Here is a 17,601-nt window from a genome sequence, read left to right as displayed (position 1 = left end):
ATGAAGAAGCTCCTCACGTTCTGCCTCGAGTGGCGCCTCCTCGTCTTCGCCTTCGTGGTCATCGTGGCCGCGGTGGGCGCGCGCAGCGCGTACGAGCTTCCCATCGACGCGGTCCCGGACATCACCAACGTGCAGGTCCAGGTGTTGACCAACGTGCCTGCGCTCGGCCCCGTGGACGTGGAGCGCACCATCACGTTCCCGGTGGAGTCGTCCATGAGCGGGCTCCCCGGCGTGGAGCAGATCCGCAGCGTGTCGCGCTTCGGTCTCTCCGCAGTCACGGTGGTGTTCGAGGAGGGCACCGACCTCCTGCGCGCGCGCCAGCTCATCTCCGAGCGGCTCATCCAGGCGCGCGAGCGGCTGCCCCCCGGCGCGTCGCCCGAGATGGGCCCGCTCAGCTCCGGCCTCGGCGAGATCTTCCAGTTCGAGGTCCGCGCAGAGGTCATGTGCGAGGAGGGCGCGGAAGACACGGAGGCCTGCTACACGCCGATGGAGCTGCGCTCGCTGCTGGACTGGTTCGTGGCCTACGAGCTGCGCTCCGTGCCCGGGGTGGTGGAGGTCAACGCCTTCGGGGGCGAGCTCAAGACGTACGAGGTGGAGGTGCTCCCGGAGCGTCTGCGCGCGCTCAACGTGTCCTTGAACGACCTCTTCGAGGCGCTCGAGCGCAACAACGCCACCGCCGGCGGTGGGTACCTCACGCGCTCCGGTGAGCAGCTGCTGGTGCGTGGCGAAGGGCGCATCCAGAGCCTCGACGAGATCGGCGACGTCTTGATCGAGACGCGCGCCGACGGGGTGCCGGTGCGCGTGCGCGACGTGGGCCGCGTGCATTTGGCCCCGCTCATTCGCCAGGGCGCGGTGACCCGCGACGGGCGTGGCGAGATCGTCACCGGCATCGTGATGATGTTGGTGGGCGCCAACGGTCGCGAAGTGGTGAACGACGTGAAGGCGCACATCGCGCAGATCGCTCCGTCGCTTCCGCCGGGCGTCCGCATCGATGTCTTCTACGACCGCTCGGACCTGGTGAACCGCACGATCCGCACGGTGGGCACCAACCTGGCCGAGGGCGCGCTCTTCGTCATCGGTGTGCTCTTTCTGCTGCTAGGCAGCATCCGCGGGGGGCTCATCGTCGCTGCTGCGATCCCCTTCGCCATGCTGGTGGCGTTCACCGCGATGAAGGCGCTGGGCTTGAGTGGCAACCTCATGAGCCTCGGCGCGATCGATTTCGGCATCGTGGTCGACGGTTCGATCATCGTCGTGGAGAACGCGGTGGTGTACCTCGCGGCGGCGGCTCGTGGTCGCACCACCCCCATGACGTATGCGGAGGCCTCTGCGGTGGTGCTGCAGTCCACGCTGGGTGTGCGCAAGGCGGCCACCTTCGGCGAGGCCATCATCGTGATCGTCTACATCCCCATCCTCACGCTCGCGGGCATCGAGGGGAAGATGTTCAAGCCCATGGCCATCACGGTGCTCTTCGCGCTGCTGGGTGCGTTCATCGCCTCACTCACGTTCGTTCCCGTGCTGGTGGCCACGTTCATGCGGCAGCACACCGAGCAGCGCGAACCCTTCCTGGTGCGCCTGCTCCACCGCGTGTACCCGGCGCTGCTGGCGCCGCTCATGAAGGCGCCCAAGGTCGTGATGGGCGTCTCGTTGCTGCTGCTGGCGCTCTCGGGGCTGGTGGCCTCGCGGCTCGGCGCGGAGTTCGTGCCGCGCTTGGACGAGGGCGCCATTGCCATCCAGGTGCTGCGCCTCCCCAGCGTCTCGCTCGAGGAGAGCGTGCGGGGCGCCACGCGGTTCGAGACCGTCTTGCGCGAGTTCCCCGAGGTGGTGACGGTGGTCTCGAAGACGGGCCGCGCCGAGATCGCGACCGACCCGATGGGTGTCGAGCTGTCCGACGCCATCGTGATCCTGCGTCCGCAGCGCGAGTGGACCACGGCCGCGACGCGGGAGGAGCTCGTCGAGCGCATGTCCCGGCGGCTGACGGACGCGCTGCCGGGGCTGGGCTTCTCGTTCAGCCAGCCCATCGAGCTGCGCATGGCGGAGCTCATCAGTGGCACGCGCTCCGACGTCGCGATCACGATCTATGGCGACGACCTCGCCACCCTCGAGCGCTTGAGCCTGCAGACCCAAGCGGTGGTCCGCGAGGTCCAGGGGGCGTCGGATGTCCGTGGCGAGCAGCTGGCGGGTCTGCCCACGCTCGACGTCACGATCGACCGGGCGGCAGCGTCCCGCTACGGCATCTCGGTACGCGATGCCCTCGACGCCATCGAGGCCCTCGGTGGGCGGGGCGTGGGCGAGGTGTACGAGGGGGAGCGTCGCTTCCGACTCCAGGTGCGCGTGCCGCAGTCCCTGCGTGACGACATCGACCAGATTCGTCACCTGCCCGTGAGCGGGGAGGGCGGCCCGCTCGTGCCCCTCGCGCAGATCGCGAGCATCCAGGTGGTGGACTCGCCGGCCAGCGTCAGCCGTGAAGCAGTGCGACGCCGAACCAGCGTGGAGGCCAACGTGCGCGGACGAGACCTTGCGTCGTTCGTGGGCGAAGCCCAAGCACGGGTCCTCGCGGACGTGCCCATGCCGCCGGGCTACGTCACGCGCTGGGGAGGCCAGTTCGAGAACCTGAGCGCCGCCGTGGGTCGGCTCGCGGTGGCCGTGCCCATGGCGCTCGGGCTGATCTTCATCCTGCTCTACATGGCGTTCGGGCAGCTGAAGCCCGCACTGCTGATCTACCTCAACGTCCCTTTCGCCGCGGTGGGAGGCATCTTCCTGCTCGCGGCGCGCGGCATGCCGTTCTCCATCAGCGCCGCCATCGGCTTCATCGCGCTGTTCGGGATCTCGGTGCTGAACGGCGTCGTGCTGCTCACCACCATCAAGGCTCTCCGCGCGGCCGGCGCGCGTCCACTCGAGGCGGCCCGGAAGGGCGCCGAGTCACGCCTGCGCGCCGTGACCATGACCGCCACGGTCGCCGCCCTCGGGTTCATTCCCATGGCGCTCTCGTCCAGCGCCGGCGCGGAGGTGCAGCGGCCGCTCGCCACGGTGGTCATCGGAGGCCTGGTGAGCGCCACGTTCCTGACCCTGTTCGTGCTCCCCACGGTGTACGCGTTCGTCTACCGCCGGGACGAGTGTCGTGACCAAGCACCAGGAACACGCTGAGGCTGCTGGCCCACTCCGAAAAACCGATTGACGGTCGGTGTTTGCCCCACTACGTTCCTCGAGTGCTTTCCGGACGCGTCAGACCTTCCCTCCTCGGTGACCTCGAGTCCGCCGTCATGAACCAGCTCTGGACGGCCGGGGAGGGCGACGCTAAGGCCGTGCACACTGCCCTCGGCAAGCGACGGGGCATCACGCTCAACACCATCCAGTCCACGCTGAAGCGCCTGTTCGAGAAGGGCCTGCTCGAGCGCGACAAGGTCAGCCATGCGCACATCTACCGCGCCCGCGTGAGCCGCGAAGAGTTCCATCGCGGCCTGCTCGGGGAGCTGGTGGGCGACCTGATGCACGGCCAAGCCGATGCGGTGGTCGCGGCCTTCGTGGACCTCACGGAGCGCGCCGGTCCAGAACACCTGGAGCGCCTCGAGGCGCTGGTGGCCGAGCGCCGTCGCGAACTCGGCAGGGGCCGCGGATGAACCCGGCTTGGTACAGCGCCCAGCTGTTCCTGCTCGCGGGTTTCGCCTTTCTGGCAGTGGGGGCTGTGGGCGCGGCCGTTCTGGTGGGCCTCCTCCGCGGGCGGCTTCTCCGCTGGGAGCCGCGCGCGCGCCATCGCGCCGTCCTCTTGCTCGCCGCGCTCCCGGTGCTCACCGCGCTGGTGCTGCTCGTGACCGTCAGCCTGCCCTCGGTCGCAGCGCTGCTCGCGCCGGGTCTCGACCACTGCACGGCGCACCACGACGGACACGCGCACTTGTGCTTCACGCACCTGCCGGGCGCCCCGGTCCACACCGCCGTGGCGCTGAGCCTCGCGCTGTTGGTGGGCTATGCCTTCCTGCGCGCTTCGCTGGCCCTCGTGCGCGTGGCGCGGGCGCTGCGTGTCGTGGGCGCGCTCGCGCGGGTCGGCGAAGAGCGGGCGGAGCTCGGATGCACCATCGTCGAGAGCCCACAGCCGGTGTGCGTCGCAGCGGGCTTCCTTCAGCCCCGCGTGCTCATCTCCCGCGGCCTGCTGGACTCGCTGGGGAACGAGGAACGCGCTGTCGTTCTCGCACACGAGCGGGCGCACGTGCGCCGTCGCGACGCACTCGCAGCAGCCGCCGTGCGCGCGCTGTCGGTGGTCCACCTGCCTGGCGTCGGGCGTTGGCTCACGAGCGAGCTGGACGTCGCGGCGGAGCAAGCCTGCGATGACGAGGCCGCGGCCGTGGCGGACCGCTTGGCCGTTGCCGCCACCATCCTCAGGGTGGAGCGTGCGGTGTGGCAATCGTCGGCAGTGGGGCTCGAGCTGGTGGGCTCCGCGTTCGGCGCTCGCGCCGTGGAGCGCCGCGTCGAGGCCTTGATGGCAGAACCCTCGGCACCCACGTCGCTTCGCGCCCTGACGGGGTCGCTCGGAGTCGCTCTGGTGGCTGTTGTCCTCCACGCGGATGACCTGCACCACCTGACCGAGTTCCTCCTCTCGGCCGTCGCGCACTGAGGTGTATTTGTCATGACCATGCCGCTCGGACTGCTCTTCTCCAAAAAACCGACCTTCCATCGGTTTTGTGTCTCGCTGTGCTTACTGCTCTCGCTCGTGCTCGCACCAACGATCCGCGCGCAGCACGGCGAGTCGCTCCAAGGGCTGACGGAGCCGGTGGTCGTTGCCCGCGCCCTCGAGCGTGCCCCCCTGCTGGATGCGATTGAAGGAGATGTCGAGCTCGAGGCGGCGCGCGCACGCTCTGCGCGGGCCTACCCGAACCCCCAGATCACCTATGTGCGGGAGCAGACCTTCGGTGCCCTCGGCACGGGCGAAGACTACCTGACGCTCGCGCAGACCATCGACCTCGGCAACAGGCGCGGCTTGCAGGGTCAGGCGGGTGAGGCGCGTGCGCGCGCAGCGGAGCGAGACGGAGAGGCGTGGCAGCTGTCCGTCGCCAGCGAGGCGCGCCTGCGCTTCTACGAAGTTCTCTACCGCCAAGCTCGCGTCGCGGTGCTGGAGAGCTGGCAGGGGCACATCGCTCGAGCGCTCACCATCGTGGCGCGGAGAGAGCAGGGTGGGGACGCGGCGCCCTACGACCGGCGGCGGCTCGAGCGAGAACGAGCGGTCGCCACAGGCCAACTCGAGACCGAGCGTGCGGCCCTCGAGCGCGCGTGCGCGCGGCTGGAGGCGCTGCTGGCCACGGGCACGAGCGACCTGCGGGTGGCGGGAGAGCTCCTCCCCCAGGGGGACCCTCAGGCGCTGCCCGAGCTGCGCGTCGCCATCGCCTCCCGGCCCGACTTGCTGGCCATCGAGCTGCGCATCGACGCGGCGGCCCTCGACCAGCGCGCCGCGTCGCGCTGGTGGGCGCCCGACCTCCGACTCGAGGCCGGGTGGAAGGGAGTTGACCTCGGGCCGCAGGGGCGCACGGACGGCTTTCTGCTGGGTGCCTCCCTCTCGATCCCTCTCTGGGACCGCTCGTCGGGGGCGTCCCGCATCGCGGCGGCTCAAGCGCAGGCAGCGCGAGGCCGCCGCGCGCTGCTGGAGTCCGAGCTGCAGGGCGAGCTCGAGGGGGCCCGCGCAGAAGCTGTCCGCCTGCGGCGGGCGGCAGAGGAATTTCGCGACCAGACCACGGCAGCGTCGAGCGACCTCGTGCGCATCGCCTCGGCTGGGTACGAGGGCGGCGAGCTGGGCTTGCTCGAGCTCCTCGATGCCTATCGCGGCACCGCCGACGACCTCCTCAGCGCGCTCGACATGGAGCTCGCCGCGCGTCGAGCGAGCATCGACATCGACCGGCTGACCGGAGCAGCGCTTCCATGAGACGATTCACCACACTACTTTTCCTAGGCTCTCTCGCTTCGTGTCATCCCCACGAGCACGATGGGGAAGGCGACCACCCGCACGGCGATGAGGCGGCCGAAGAGCGGCCAGCGTTGTCCTTCACGCACTGGACCGACACGAGCGAGCTGTTCATCGTGCTACCCGCGTTGGTTCTCGGCGAGGCATCACCGTGCGCTGCGCACGTGACCAACCTGGACGGTTTCGCCGCCCTCGCCGAAGGGCGCGTCAGCGTGGTGCTCCGCGGACCGTCGGGCGAAGAGCGCTTCGTGGCCGACGCGCCCACCGTGCCGGGCATCTTCCGGCCCGTGGCCACGCCCGCGTCGACGGGTCCGCGCCGGCTCATCGTGGAGATTCGCGCACCGGGGTTCACGGCGGACCACGATCTCGGCGACGTCACCGTGTACGGCAGCGCGGCCACCGCCCGAGCGGCGAACCCAGAACAGCCGGAGGCGAGCAATCGGGTCGTGTTCCTCAAGGAGCAGCAGTGGCCCATCGAATTCGGCACGGCGTTGGTCGCGCCGCGCTCCATCCGTCCCACGCTGCGCGCCACGGGCAGCTTGGTGGCGCGCTCCGATGGGGAGGTGCTCATCACGGCTCCGGTCGCCGGGCGCGTTCTGGCCGCGGGACCCGTGTTCCCACGCCTCGCGGACCCGGTCGCGCTGAACGACGTCTTGGGACACCTCGCGCCCCGCCTCGATGCGGCAGACCTCGCCTCGCTCGACCACGCGGTCACCGAGGCCACCCTCGAGCTGCGTCACGCCGAGCGCGAGCAGCAGCGTCTCGAGGCGCTGCGTGGGGACGGAGTGGTGCCCGAGCGCCGGCTGCACGAAGCGGTGCTCGCCACCGAGGCTGCCCAGGCTGCCCTGACTGCGGGGCAGCGCCGGATGCAACAGTTCCAGCGTGTGCAGCGCACCACCGGGCGCAGCCAAGCGTCCGTGCCGCTGCGCGCCCCCCTCTCGGGCACCGTGACCGAGGTGCTCGTGGCGCCCGGCGAGTTCGTCGAGGCGGGCGCGCCCCTCTTTCGAATCACCGACCTGACCCAGTTATGGCTCGAGGCGCGCGTCCCCGAGGCCGACCTCGGCCGGCTGGGTACGCCACAGGGCGCCTCGTTCTTGATCGACGGAGCCGAGGAGGCCGTCGAGGTCCCGGCTTCAGCGCTCGTCGCCCGCGGCAGCCGTGTCGACCCCCACACGCGGACGCTCCCGGTGGTCTTTGCGGTGGACAACGCGGAGCTACACTTGCCGGTTGGTGCGTTCGCGCGGGTGCATATCGCGAATGGTGACGCCCGCAGCGCGCTGACCGTCCCCGAGTCCGCTCTGGTCGACGACAACGGCATGTTCGTGGTGTTCGTACAGATCGAAGGCGAGGCCTTCGAGCGCCGGGTGGTCCGCTTGGGCGCGCGCGACTCCGGCCATGTCGAGGTGCTGAGCGGCGTTCTGGCCGGCGAGCACGTCGTCACCATCGGAGCCTGGTCGGTCAAGCTGGCCGCCTCGAGCGGCGCCATCCCCGCCCACGGGCACGCGCACTGAGGGGCCGCCATGATCGACGCCATTCTTCGTTGGTCCCTCTCGCACCGCCTCCCGGTGATCGTCGCTGCCGGCGTCCTGCTCGTGTGGGGCGGGTACACCGCGTCCCGCATGCCGGTGGATGTGTTCCCGGACCTCACGGCGCCCACGGTCACGGTGATCACCGAGGCCCACGGCATGGCCCCGGAAGAGCTCGAGACACGGGTGACCCTGCCGATCGAGTCCTCGCTCAACGGCGCGCCGGGGGTCCGCCGGGTGCGCTCGGCCACCGGCGTCGGCATCTCGGTCATCTACGCGGAGTTCGAGTGGGGCACCGACGTGTTCCGGGCGCGCCAGGTGGTCTCCGAGAAGCTGCAGCTCGTGCGCGACGCGCTCCCCGCGGAGGTGGAGCAGCCGGTCCTGGCGCCCATCTCGTCCATCATGGGCGAGGTGCTGTTCCTGGCCGTGACGACCGACGGTGCTACCGCCATGGAGGCGCGCACCTTCGCGGACTTCACGCTGCGCCGCAGGCTGCTGGCCGTGCCCGGTGTGTCGCAGGTCATCGTGACGGGCGGAGAGCGCAGGCAGTTCGAGGTCGCCCTGCGTCCCGAGCGCTTGGTGGCGCTCGACCTCACCGTCGACCAGGTGGTGCAGGCACTCGAAGAGACCAACACCAGCGTCTCCGCCGGCTTCATCGACGAGGGTGGCCAGGAGTACTTGGTTCACGGCGTGGGGCGCGTGCGGACCCCCGAGGACGTGGGCGAGACGCTGGTGGTGCAGCGCGGTGACGAGGCCATCCTGGTGCGGCACCTCGGTGACGTCCGGCTCGGCGCGGCCCTGCGGCGTGGTGAGGGGTCGTATGGCGGACGGCCAGCGGTCATCGTGGGCATCCAGAAGCAGCCGGGCACCAACACGCTCGAGCTCACCGAGCGCATCGACCGCGAGCTGGACGAACTCTCCCGCACGCTGCCCGCAGGGCTGACCCTCGAGCGCGACGTGTTCCGGCAGGCCGACTTCATCGAGGTGGCGGTCGAGAACGTGCTGGCGGCGCTGCGCGATGGCGTCGCGCTGGTGCTGCTCATCGTGCTGCTGTTCTTGGCCAGCGGTCGCGCGAGCGCGATCACCATCGTGGCCATCCCGCTCTCGCTCGTCACCGCCGTGTTCGCGCTCTCGGCGTTCGGCGCCACGCTGAACACCATGACGCTGGGTGGCATGGCCATCGCGGTGGGGGAGCTGGTGGACGACGCCGTCATCGACGTGGAGAACGTGGTGCGGCGCCTGCGTCTGAACGCGCTGCTGCCCGAGGCAGAGCGGCTGCCGGCCCTGCAGGTGGTGCTCTCGGCCAGCCGCGAGATCCGTAGCAGCATCGTGTTCGCCACCTTGGTGGTGGTGCTGGTGTTCCTGCCGCTGTTCTTCCTCTCCGGCGTGGAGGGCCGCCTGCTCGCGCCGCTGGGCATCGCCTACGTGGTGTCGCTGACGGCCTCGCTCTTCGTGGCGGTCACCGTGACCCCCGTGCTCTGCTCGTTCCTGCTGCCCGGCTCGAAGGCCGTGACCAACGCGCACGAGCCACGCTTCGCGCAGTGGCTGAAGCAACGTTATGCGCCGCTGCTCCACGGCGCGATGCGGCGTTGGCGGCTCGTGGCGGCCGTGGCGTTCGCCCTGCTCGCGGTCGCCGCTGTCGCCCTCGCGCTGGCGGGCCGCTCGTTCCTCCCGGAGTTCCGCGAAGGCACGCTGGTGGTGGCCGCCGTGACGCTGCCGGGCACGTCGCTCGCCGAGTCGGACGCGATGGGGCGTCGCATCGAGGAGATCCTCCTGAGCCACCCGGAGGTGGTCACCGTGGCGCGTCGCACCGGGCGCGCGGAGATGGACGAGCACGCCCAGGGCACCAACGCCGCCGAGCTGGACGTGACGCTGCGCGAGACGGACCGGTCGCGCGAGGACTTTCTGGACGAGCTGCGGCGCGACCTCAGCATGCTGCCCGGCATGAACATCACCATCGGGCAGCCCATCGGGCACCGCATCGATCACATGCTGTCCGGCACCCGGGCGAGCATCGCGGTCAAGGTGTTCGGGGACGACCTCAGCGAGCTGCGTCGCCTCGGTACAGAAGTGGAAGCCGCCATGCGCGCTGTCCCGGGCGTGGTCGACCTGGCGCGCGAGCAGCAGTCGGACATCCCTTTCGCGCGGGTGCGCTTCGACCGCCCGGCCATCGCTCGGCACGGCATGCGCATCGCAGACGTGGCGCGCGCGCTCGAGATCGGCTCGGGCGTCCACGTGGTGTCGCAGGTCATGGAGGGCCAGGCGGTCTTCGACCTGGTGGTGAGGACGGACCCGACGCGCGTCCAGACGTTCGAGGATCTCCGCGAGCTGTTGGTGGTCACTCCCGGGGGCGCGCGTCCCGCTGCGTGCCTTGGCCAGCGTGCAGCGTGACCGCGGGCCCAACGAGATCGGCCGCGAGAACGTCCAGCGCCGGCTGGTGGTGAGCTGCAATGTAGCGGGCCGCGACGTGGGGAGCGTGGTGGGTGACATACAGGCCGCCGTCGACGCGGCGGTGGTCTTCCCAACCGGCTATCGGGTGGCCTACGGCGGACAGTTCGAGAGCGCGGAGGGAGCGGCCCGCACCCTCGGGCTGCTGAGCCTCGCGTGCTTGCTGGGCATGCTGGGTCTCTTGTACACGGCCTTCGGCTCCATGCGGGATGCGGTGCTGGTGATGGTCAACCTGCCGCTGGCGCTCATCGGCGGAGCGGTCGGTGTCTTCCTGCAGGGCGGGGTGCTCTCGGTGGCGTCGCTGGTGGGCTTCATCACGCTCTTCGGCATCGCCACGCGCAACGGGATCATGCTGGTCTCGCACATACGCCACCTGGTTCATGAAGAGGGTGTTCGTGACATCGACGAAGCCGTGAAGCGCGGGGCGCGGGAGCGCCTGATCCCCATCGTGATGACGGCGCTAGCAGCCGGGCTCGGCCTCGTGCCGCTCGCGCTCTCGGGTGGGCAGCCGGGCAGCGAGATCCAAGCGCCCATGGCCGTGGTCATCTTGTGTGGGCTCTTGACCTCCACAGCGCTCAACATGTTCGTCGTGCCCGCTCTCTACCGTCAGTTCGGCGCGCTCGCCCAACGCAGCGGGGCATCGCTCACCGAGGCCCCCGCAGAGGTCACGTGAAGCCATCCGGCCCGCGTGCGCTCGGAGACTCGGCCCGGGGAGCCGTGTTCGGCCTCTGCGCGGCGGCGCTCTTCGGGCTCTCGGCGCCAGTCGCCAAGCTGCTGCTCACCGAGGTGTCTCCGGTATTGCTCGCGGGCCTGCTCTATCTGGGCGCGGCGGCCGGGCTCTGGTTGCACCGGGCCGTTCGTCCCGCCAGCAGCGAGGCACGCCTCGTGCGAGCGGACGTGCCGAAGCTGGCAGGCGTGGTCCTTGCGGGGGGCATTCTCGCTCCGGTGCTGATGCTGTTCGGGCTCGAGCGGGTGACGGGGCTCAGCGGCTCGCTGCTCTTGAACCTGGAGGCGCCGTTCACCGTCCTCCTTGCCGTTCTGCTGTTCCGTGAGCACCTCGGGAGGCACGCCGCCCTGGCCGCGCTGTTCATCTTCGCGGGCGCCGGCGTGCTGAAGCTCGAGTCGGGTGCTCTCGGCGCCGACACGGCGGGTGTGCTCCTGCTGGCTGCGGCGTGCCTGTGCTGGGCGCTCGACAACAACCTCACGCAGCGGCTCACCCTGCGTGACCCGTTCGCCATCGTGCGCGTGAAGACGCTCATGGCGGGAGGAACCAACGTGACCCTCGGGCTGGTCGTCGTGGGCGGGGCGTGCCCCGATGTCCGGTACCTGGTCGGGGCGATGCTGCTCGGCAGCGTGAGCTACGGCCTCAGCATCGTGCTCGACGCCTACGCGCTGCGGTTCATCGGGGCGGCGCGCGAGGCCGCCTACTTCGCCACGGCGCCGTTCGTGGGGGCGCTCTTGTCCGTGGTCATCCTCGGGGACCACCTGCGCTGGGACACGCTCCTCGCCATGCTGTCCATGGTGCTGGGCGTGGTGCTGCTGCTCCGCGAGCGCCACGCTCATCTGCACACGCACGAGGTGCTCGAGCACGAGCACCTGCACGAACACGACGTGCATCACCAGCACGAGCACGCGCCGGACGACCCAGTGGGGTCACCCCACAGCCACTGGCATCGTCACGACGCGCTGGTCCACGACCACCCGCACGTGCCCGACGTGCACCACCGCCACCCACACTGATCAGTCTCGCGTGCGGCACATCTCGGCCATCTTGCCGAACGAGTCCATCACGCGCTTGGCCATGTCGGGCGTGAGCGCGCTCGCGTCCACTGCGTCCTGCATGCACGCCAGCCAGGCGTCGCGTTCGGCGGGGCCGATGTCGAAGCGCTGGTGGGCGGCGGGGATGACCACGCGGCCGAAGCGCTCGTTGTAGCGCTGCGGGCCGCCCATCCAACCAACCAAGAAGGTGGCCAGCTTGTCGGACATCAGCGCGAGCTCCTCCTTGTGCATGGCACGAATGACCGCCGCGTCGGGCCGCGTGTCCATCGCACGATAGAAGTGGTCCACCAGGGCGCGCACGCCCTCGTCACCGAGCTGCTCGTAGGGGGAGTTCATCCCCCGGACTCTGAAGCGCGAGGCCGGATCACGCCAACCCGCGTGCCGCGAACGGTTATTCGGCACTTATTCGGGCCGCGCACGGAGGCGGGGCGCCGCGGCGTCGGTTAGCTTCGAGGCATGCACAGCACACGGCGCACCTTCATTCAGTCCACTCTCTTTCTCACTGTGGGGGCAGCCGCGCTGGCTGCCTGTGAGGACGACTCGGGCGGTACTCCCAACGGGCAGGACGGTGGAACGCCAGCCGCCCTCACGGCCACCATCAATGGAAACCACGGGCACGTCCTGGTCGTGACGGCCGCCGACCTCAGTGAGGGCGTGGAGAAGTCCTACAACATCGCCGGCTCAGCCGGCCACTCCCACAGCGTGACGGTGACGGCCGCTCAGTTCGCCACGCTCCGCGACGATGGGGCCGTGACCGTGCAGTCCACGACCTCGACGGGCCATAGCCACTCGATCACCGTCGTCTCCTGAGCTGGCCCGCGCCGGTGCGCGGCGGGGTCGGTCGCTTCAGAGCCGCAGGCCCACGCCCACCACCACGTGCACGCGCTCGGCCTCAGGGTTCACCACCAGCGCCACGGACAGCGGCAGCGTGACGCCTCGCCCCAACTCCACGGTGCGGGCCACCGTGAGCGCGCAGTTGGTCACGTTCACCGGGTCGGCATCCGTGCCGTACCAGCGCCGACTGCGCCCGAACACCACGCCGAACTCGGGGGTGAGCGTGAAGCCTCGGCCGACGTCGATCGCGTAGAGCACGCCCGCGTAGAGTGAGTGGTCAGGGTCGTTGTAGACCACCGCGCCAAGTTGCAGCGTGATGGGGATCGTCGCGGGCCCCGTGAAGAACACGGTCAGGTCCAGCCAGTGCGAGCCCTCGCCGTCGTTCGCGAAGTCGAACAGGTAGGGCGCTGCCGTCTCCAGGGTTCCGTCTTCCGCGTAGCGCTGGCTGAAGATCCAGTCGGCCAGCCGGATGCCGAACGTGCCGAAGCCGGCGTCGTACGCGTAGCCCAGCGTGATCCCCACGTAGTCCACCAGCGACGACTGGTCGGGAGACGCCGATGCCCACAGCTCCACGCTGAGGCCGTAGGCCCGGAACGACGCGTTCGGCTGCAGTGTCCACTGCTCCCCGAAGGAGACCCCGCGCCACAGGAAGCGTGAGTAGAGGTCGAGCCCCACGGCGAAGGCATATGCGGGCGCACGCTCGAGCGCCGCGTCGTCTTCCCCGCGGCGGGGTCCGCGGCGGGTGGCGCTCCCGCTACCGCCAGCTCCAGCTCTGGTACAGCGTCGTCTTCCGGCTCGGGTACCGCCTGCGCGGAGGCGGACACGCCAGCCCCCGCGCTCCACGCGCACAGGCTCGCAAGCAAGACCACCGCCGGCTTCGTCGCACCCACACCCCCACACTACACCGGTGCGCCCCGGAACACGACGTCCCCACCTTGCGGCCGGCGGCTTCTCCCCAACACTACGGCCGATGGCACCCATCCTGTCCACGCTGGGCGACGCGGCCGAGGTCCTCGGCGGGCGCGCCGACGTCGCGCTGGTCCTCTGCTGCGAGCACGCGTCCGAGCGCCTCCCGGGGCGCTGGCGCTGGTCCGAATCGGACCGCCGCCTCGTGGGCACGCACTGGGCGTTGGACCTCGGTGCAGCGGACCTCACGCGCGAGCTGGCGGACCACCTGGGCGCCCCCGGCGTGCTGGCCCGCTTCAGCCGGCTGCTGTGCGACCCAAACCGCCCCGAGGACTCGGACACGCTCTTCCGCACCGTGGCCGAGGGCCAGCCGGTGGAGCTGAACGCCGCGCTCAGCGACGCCGATCGCAGGCTGCGGCTCACGGACTACTACCGGCCCTACCACGCGGCGCTGGACGCGACCCTGGGGGCCAGCCTGGCACCCATGCTGTTCGCGGTGCACTCGTTCACGCCCATGTACGAGGGCCAGCCGCGCGCCATGGAGCTGGGCGTGCTCTTCAACCGTGAGCCAGCGCTGGGCTACGCGCTCACCGAGCACCTCTCGCGGGCCGGCTACGTCACGCACGCCAACGAGCCCTGGTCGGGTCAGGAGGGCTTCATGTACTCGCCCGACGCGCACGCGCTGCGCCATGGCCGGCGGGCACTCGAGCTGGAGGTCCGCCAGGACCTGTGCACCGACGCCGCGTACCGCGCGCGGCTCATCCGCGTGCTGGCTGACTTCTTCGCGCGCGTCTGACGCCCCCCCCCCCCCCCCCCCCCCCCCCCCCCCCCCCCCCCCCCCCCCCGCGCGCCGCCGCCGGCCTCACCCCACGGCAGGCGGCGTTCTGCCACCCGGCGTGGTCTTGCACTGCAGCAGCTCCACGAACGAGCAGCCCGTCACCTTCATGGCGCCGATCACGTAGGTGAGCCCGATGGGCCCGTCGATGGCCAGCAGCGCGTACTCCCACGGGTAGGCCAGCTGGTGCGGCACGGCGTACACCACGGCCGAGATGGCCGAGAGGCGCACGAGGCCCTGCCAGAACATGACGGGCGCCCGCGTGGCCATGTCGTGGGAGCTCCACACCAGGAGCGCCGCGGCCATGAGCAAGAAGGTGCCCAGCGTGATGAGCGGCACGAACTGCCCTAGCACCGGTGGGTCTGCCAGGGCCACACCCACGGCGCCGCCCCAGGTGGCGAGGCCCACCACGAAGTCCGACATCCCGGTCCAGTAGACGAACTTCTTCAGCATGGTGGGCAGCTCCGGGCTGGGCAGCGGGTGAGACTCAGAGCCCCAGGTTCTTGCGGATGCGCGCCAGCGGCGGCGCCAGGTCGGGCACGAAGTCGGTCCCGCGGATCTGGTCGCAGGCCTCGATGTAGCGGCGCGAGGCCTCCACGCGCACGTCGTCCGGGATGGCCGGCGCCGGGCCGTCGCCCGAGTAGCCCTCGGCCTTGAGCCAGCGGCGCACGTACTCCTTGTCGAACGACTCGGGGTCCTCGCCGGCCTCGAAGCGCTCGGGGTAGGTGCTCTGGTACCAGAAGCGTGACGAGTCCGGCGTGTGGATCTCGTCGATGACGACGATCTTGCCGTCGGGCGTCTTGCCGAACTCGTACTTCGTGTCCACCAGGATGAGCCCGCGCTCGGCGCAGTGCTTCTGGCCCGCCGCGAACAGGGCGCGCGCGTAACCCGCCGCTTCGTCGAAGTCGCGCGCGGTCATGCGGCCCATGGCCAAGATCTCTTCGCGCGACGCGCTCACGTCGTGGTCGCCCTTGGGCGCCTTGGTGGACGGCGTCAGCAGCGGCTCCGGCAGCTTCTGGTGCTTCTTGAGCCCCTCGGGCAGCTCGTGCCCGCAGAACGAGCGCGAGCCCGCCGCGTAGTGCGTCCAGATGCTGGTGGAGGTCACGCCGGTGATGTAGCCGCGCATGATCATCTCGACCGGGAGCGGCTCGCACTCGATGCCCACCATGACGTTGGGGTCCGGCACGTCCAGCACGTGGTTGGGGACCAGGTCCTTGGTCTGGTCGAACCACCACGCGGCCAGGCCGTTGAGCACCTGGCCCTTGAAGGGCAGGGTGCCCAGCACGCGGTCGAACGCGCTGATGCGGTCGGTGACCACGATGTAGCGCTTGCCGCCCGCCGTGTAGTTGTCGCGGACCTTGCCCTCGTACTTGTCGCCGAGGACATCCAGGTCGGTTTCGTCCAGGGTGGCCTTGAGGCCCAGGTGCAGCGTTTCGTTCGAGACGGTCACAGCGCGCTCCGATTGGTGAGGGGTTGGGGGGCGGTCGATCTAGCAGCGTTGCCGCTTCCCTGCACGCGCAAAGACACTTGACCACCCAACTCACGGGTTCTGTTATCGTTGAGCGGCCGATGCAGATTCAACAAGAGGTCCACGTGGTGCGCGAGGTGCTCGAGGGAGCCCTCCCCACCGAGCTCGCAACGGCCATGATTTTCCGCGCGCTGCGCGACGTGGACGAGCTGCCCAAGGACCGCGACGCGGTGCTGGCGCTCTGCCGGGGTCCGCTGGCCGCCGCCCTCACGGCCAAGGTGGGCCAGGACGTCACGGACGAGGTCATGGCGCGCATCGAGCAGGTGCTGGTGCGCGGCGACCGGACCGGCACCGAGGTGCCCCTCGAGATCGACGTGGACCTCGACGACGACGTCGAGCGCACGCTGATGATGCCCGTGGTCTTCGCCGCGCCGGTGAGCGTCCTGGTCGTGTCGTCCAAGTTCCGGTTCGCAGAGCGCTTGGTGGCCTCGCTGGGCGATGACCGCGTCTACGTGTCCTCTGCCATGAGCGAGCGCGAGCTGCGCAAGAGCGTCTTCACCGTGCAGCCCCTGTTGGTGGTGGTGGACGGCACGGCGGCGCCCGCCATGGGCGACGAGATCCTGGCGCAGTGCATGAAAGACCTGCCCGACAACGCGCTGGGCGTGGTGTGGGGCGACGACACGCCTTATGGCCGCCCGCTGCTGAAGATGCTGCAGTCCACGGGCACCACCTGCGTGGGCATCGACGAAGGCGAAGGCATCGGGCCGCTGCTGGATCTGGTGTTGGCGCGCTACGGGGGCTCGTGACCATGCGCCCGCGCCGGCTCACCCCAGGCGCGTGCGCGCTCTCGCTGTTGGCGCTCTCGCTGCTGGCGCTGCCCTGCGACGTGGCCCCGCTGCGCGCTCAGGCCACAGCGCCTCTCGAGCTGCGCTTCGCCACGCTGGCGCCGGCCGACTCGCCGCTCGGGCGGGGCTTCGCGGACATGGACCGTGACCTCTCGGACCGCTCCTCCGGTCAGGTGCGCGTGCGCCTGTTCGGCGGCGGCGCGGCGGGCGACGAGCGCACCATCGTACGCAAGCTTCGCGATGGGCAAATGGACGGCGCAGCGCTCACCTCGGTGGGCCTCGGCACCATCGCGCGGGAGGTGCTGGTGCTGCAGGCGCCCGGGCTCATCACGTCGTATGCGGAGCTCGACCGGGTGCGTGGCCAGCTCCAGGGCGAGCTCAACCGCGCTTTCCAGCGGGAGGGCTTCACCATCCTCGGCTGGGGAGACGCCGGGCGCATTCGCCTGTTCTCCACGCGCCGCATCGAGCGGCCCAGCGACATGCGCGCCGGGCGCCCGTGGATCTGGCGTGACTCACCCACCATGGAGGCCTTCGTGAACGCCACCGGCGCCACCGGTGTGCCGCTCAGCGTGAACGAGGTGCTGCCGGCGCTCTCCACCGGCATGGTGGACACCGTGGTGGCGTCCAGCGTCACGGCCGTGGCCATGCAGTGGCACGGGCGCCTGCGCTTCATGAGCGAGCAGGCCAACGGGGTCATCGTGGGCGCCATCGTGGTGCGCAGCGACCGACTGGCGCTCGTGCCGCAGGCCCTGCGCGAGCACATGCTGGCGCAGGGGCGCAGCCAGCAGAGCACGTTCCGGAGGGCCGGGCGGCGCCTCGACGACCGCGCCACCGAGACGCTCCGGAGGCGGCTGACGGTGGTGGACATGGAGCCCCATCGCGCGGCCTGGGATGCCACCGGCACGCGCGCCAACGACGCCTTGGTGGGCCGGCTCTATTCGCGCGCCCAGGTGGACCGCATCCGGGCCATCGTGCAGGCGCCGTAGTCAGCGCGCGCCGCGTGCGGCATGCTCGGC

Annotated in this window: 14 protein-coding genes and 1 pseudogene; 11 read left to right on the top strand and 4 right to left on the bottom strand. The window is 70.5% G+C overall.

Going from position 1 to position 17,601, the window contains the following annotated elements; translation table 11 throughout:
• From IPI43_01725 to IPI43_01695, 7 genes and pseudogenes are all read left to right on the top strand, one after another.
• On the top strand, positions 1 to 3,144 hold the full coding sequence (locus tag IPI43_01725; protein ID MBK7772847.1) for an efflux RND transporter permease subunit: 3,144 nt from the start codon (positions 1 to 3) through the stop codon (positions 3,142 to 3,144).
• Positions 3,145 to 3,260: 116 nt separating this feature from the next.
• The gene (locus IPI43_01720; protein MBK7772846.1) at positions 3,261 to 3,617 is read left to right on the top strand and encodes a BlaI/MecI/CopY family transcriptional regulator; all 357 of its coding nucleotides are present in this window, start codon (positions 3,261 to 3,263) and stop codon (positions 3,615 to 3,617) included.
• Positions 3,614 to 4,606 (top strand): M48 family metalloprotease, encoded by a 993-nt coding sequence (locus IPI43_01715; protein MBK7772845.1) that lies wholly within the window; start codon positions 3,614 to 3,616, stop codon positions 4,604 to 4,606. Before IPI43_01720 ends, IPI43_01715 begins: the two co-directional genes overlap by 4 nt.
• A 12-nt stretch (positions 4,607 to 4,618) precedes the next feature.
• Complete coding sequence (locus IPI43_01710) at positions 4,619 to 5,905, top strand: TolC family protein (protein MBK7772844.1); 1,287 nt, start codon at positions 4,619 to 4,621, stop codon at positions 5,903 to 5,905.
• A gap of 113 nt (positions 5,906 to 6,018) precedes the next feature.
• A complete protein-coding gene (locus IPI43_01705) occupies positions 6,019 to 7,455 on the top strand; it encodes an efflux RND transporter periplasmic adaptor subunit (protein MBK7772843.1) in 1,437 nt (478 codons plus the stop codon).
• Between the two features lie 9 nt (positions 7,456 to 7,464).
• Positions 7,465 to 10,591 (top strand): annotated as a pseudogene (locus IPI43_01700) (efflux RND transporter permease subunit).
• Complete coding sequence (locus tag IPI43_01695; GenBank protein ID MBK7772842.1) at positions 10,588 to 11,658, top strand: DMT family transporter; 1,071 nt, start codon at positions 10,588 to 10,590, stop codon at positions 11,656 to 11,658. The pseudogene IPI43_01700 and the gene IPI43_01695 overlap by 4 nt, the downstream one beginning before the upstream one ends.
• Here the strand turns inward: IPI43_01695 and IPI43_01690 are convergent, their stop codons facing one another.
• Positions 11,659 to 12,033: a group II truncated hemoglobin gene (locus IPI43_01690; GenBank protein ID MBK7772841.1), complete on the bottom strand. Its 375-nt coding sequence runs from the start codon at positions 12,031 to 12,033 to the stop codon at positions 11,659 to 11,661.
• 120 nt (positions 12,034 to 12,153) lie between these two features.
• Here IPI43_01690 and IPI43_01685 point away from each other — a divergent pair, with 120 nt between their 5' ends.
• Positions 12,154 to 12,507, top strand: a complete 354-nt coding sequence (locus tag IPI43_01685; protein ID MBK7772840.1) for a hypothetical protein — start codon at positions 12,154 to 12,156, stop codon at positions 12,505 to 12,507.
• A 36-nt stretch (positions 12,508 to 12,543) separates the two neighbouring features.
• Here the strand turns inward: IPI43_01685 and IPI43_01680 are convergent, their stop codons facing one another.
• Positions 12,544 to 13,206 carry a hypothetical protein gene (locus IPI43_01680; protein ID MBK7772839.1) on the bottom strand — a complete coding sequence of 221 codons (663 nt, stop codon included), beginning with the start codon at positions 13,204 to 13,206 and terminating at the stop codon, positions 12,544 to 12,546.
• A 295-nt stretch (positions 13,207 to 13,501) separates the two neighbouring features.
• Here IPI43_01680 and IPI43_01675 point away from each other — a divergent pair, with 295 nt between their 5' ends.
• Complete coding sequence (locus IPI43_01675) at positions 13,502 to 14,233, top strand: N-formylglutamate amidohydrolase (GenBank protein MBK7772838.1); 732 nt, start codon at positions 13,502 to 13,504, stop codon at positions 14,231 to 14,233.
• 66 nt (positions 14,234 to 14,299) lie between these two features.
• Here the strand turns inward: IPI43_01675 and IPI43_01670 are convergent, their stop codons facing one another.
• Both IPI43_01670 and IPI43_01665 read right to left on the bottom strand, forming a co-directional pair.
• On the bottom strand, positions 14,300 to 14,725 hold the full coding sequence (locus IPI43_01670; GenBank protein ID MBK7772837.1) for a hypothetical protein: 426 nt from the start codon (positions 14,723 to 14,725) through the stop codon (positions 14,300 to 14,302).
• Between the two features lie 34 nt (positions 14,726 to 14,759).
• Entirely contained in the window at positions 14,760 to 15,701 is a 942-nt protein-coding gene (locus IPI43_01665) for a phosphoribosylaminoimidazolesuccinocarboxamide synthase (GenBank protein ID MBK7772836.1), read from the bottom strand.
• Positions 15,702 to 15,841: 140 nt separating this feature from the next.
• On the opposite strand from IPI43_01665, the gene IPI43_01660 reads away from it, so the two are divergent.
• The gene (locus tag IPI43_01660; GenBank protein MBK7772835.1) at positions 15,842 to 16,546 is read left to right on the top strand and encodes a hypothetical protein; all 705 of its coding nucleotides are present in this window, start codon (positions 15,842 to 15,844) and stop codon (positions 16,544 to 16,546) included.
• Positions 16,543 to 17,571 (top strand): TRAP transporter substrate-binding protein DctP, encoded by a 1,029-nt coding sequence (gene dctP, locus IPI43_01655; protein ID MBK7772834.1) that lies wholly within the window; start codon positions 16,543 to 16,545, stop codon positions 17,569 to 17,571. The genes IPI43_01660 and dctP overlap by 4 nt, the downstream gene beginning before the upstream one ends.
• Positions 17,572 to 17,601: the final 30 nt, after the last annotated feature.

The sequence above is a fragment of the Sandaracinaceae bacterium genome (assembly GCA_016706685.1).
GTDB lineage: Bacteria > Myxococcota_A > Polyangia > Polyangiales > Houyiibacteriaceae > JADJJE01.
Note: the sequence above shows the minus strand (reverse complement) of the source record. Positions and strands in the feature narration are given on the sequence as shown.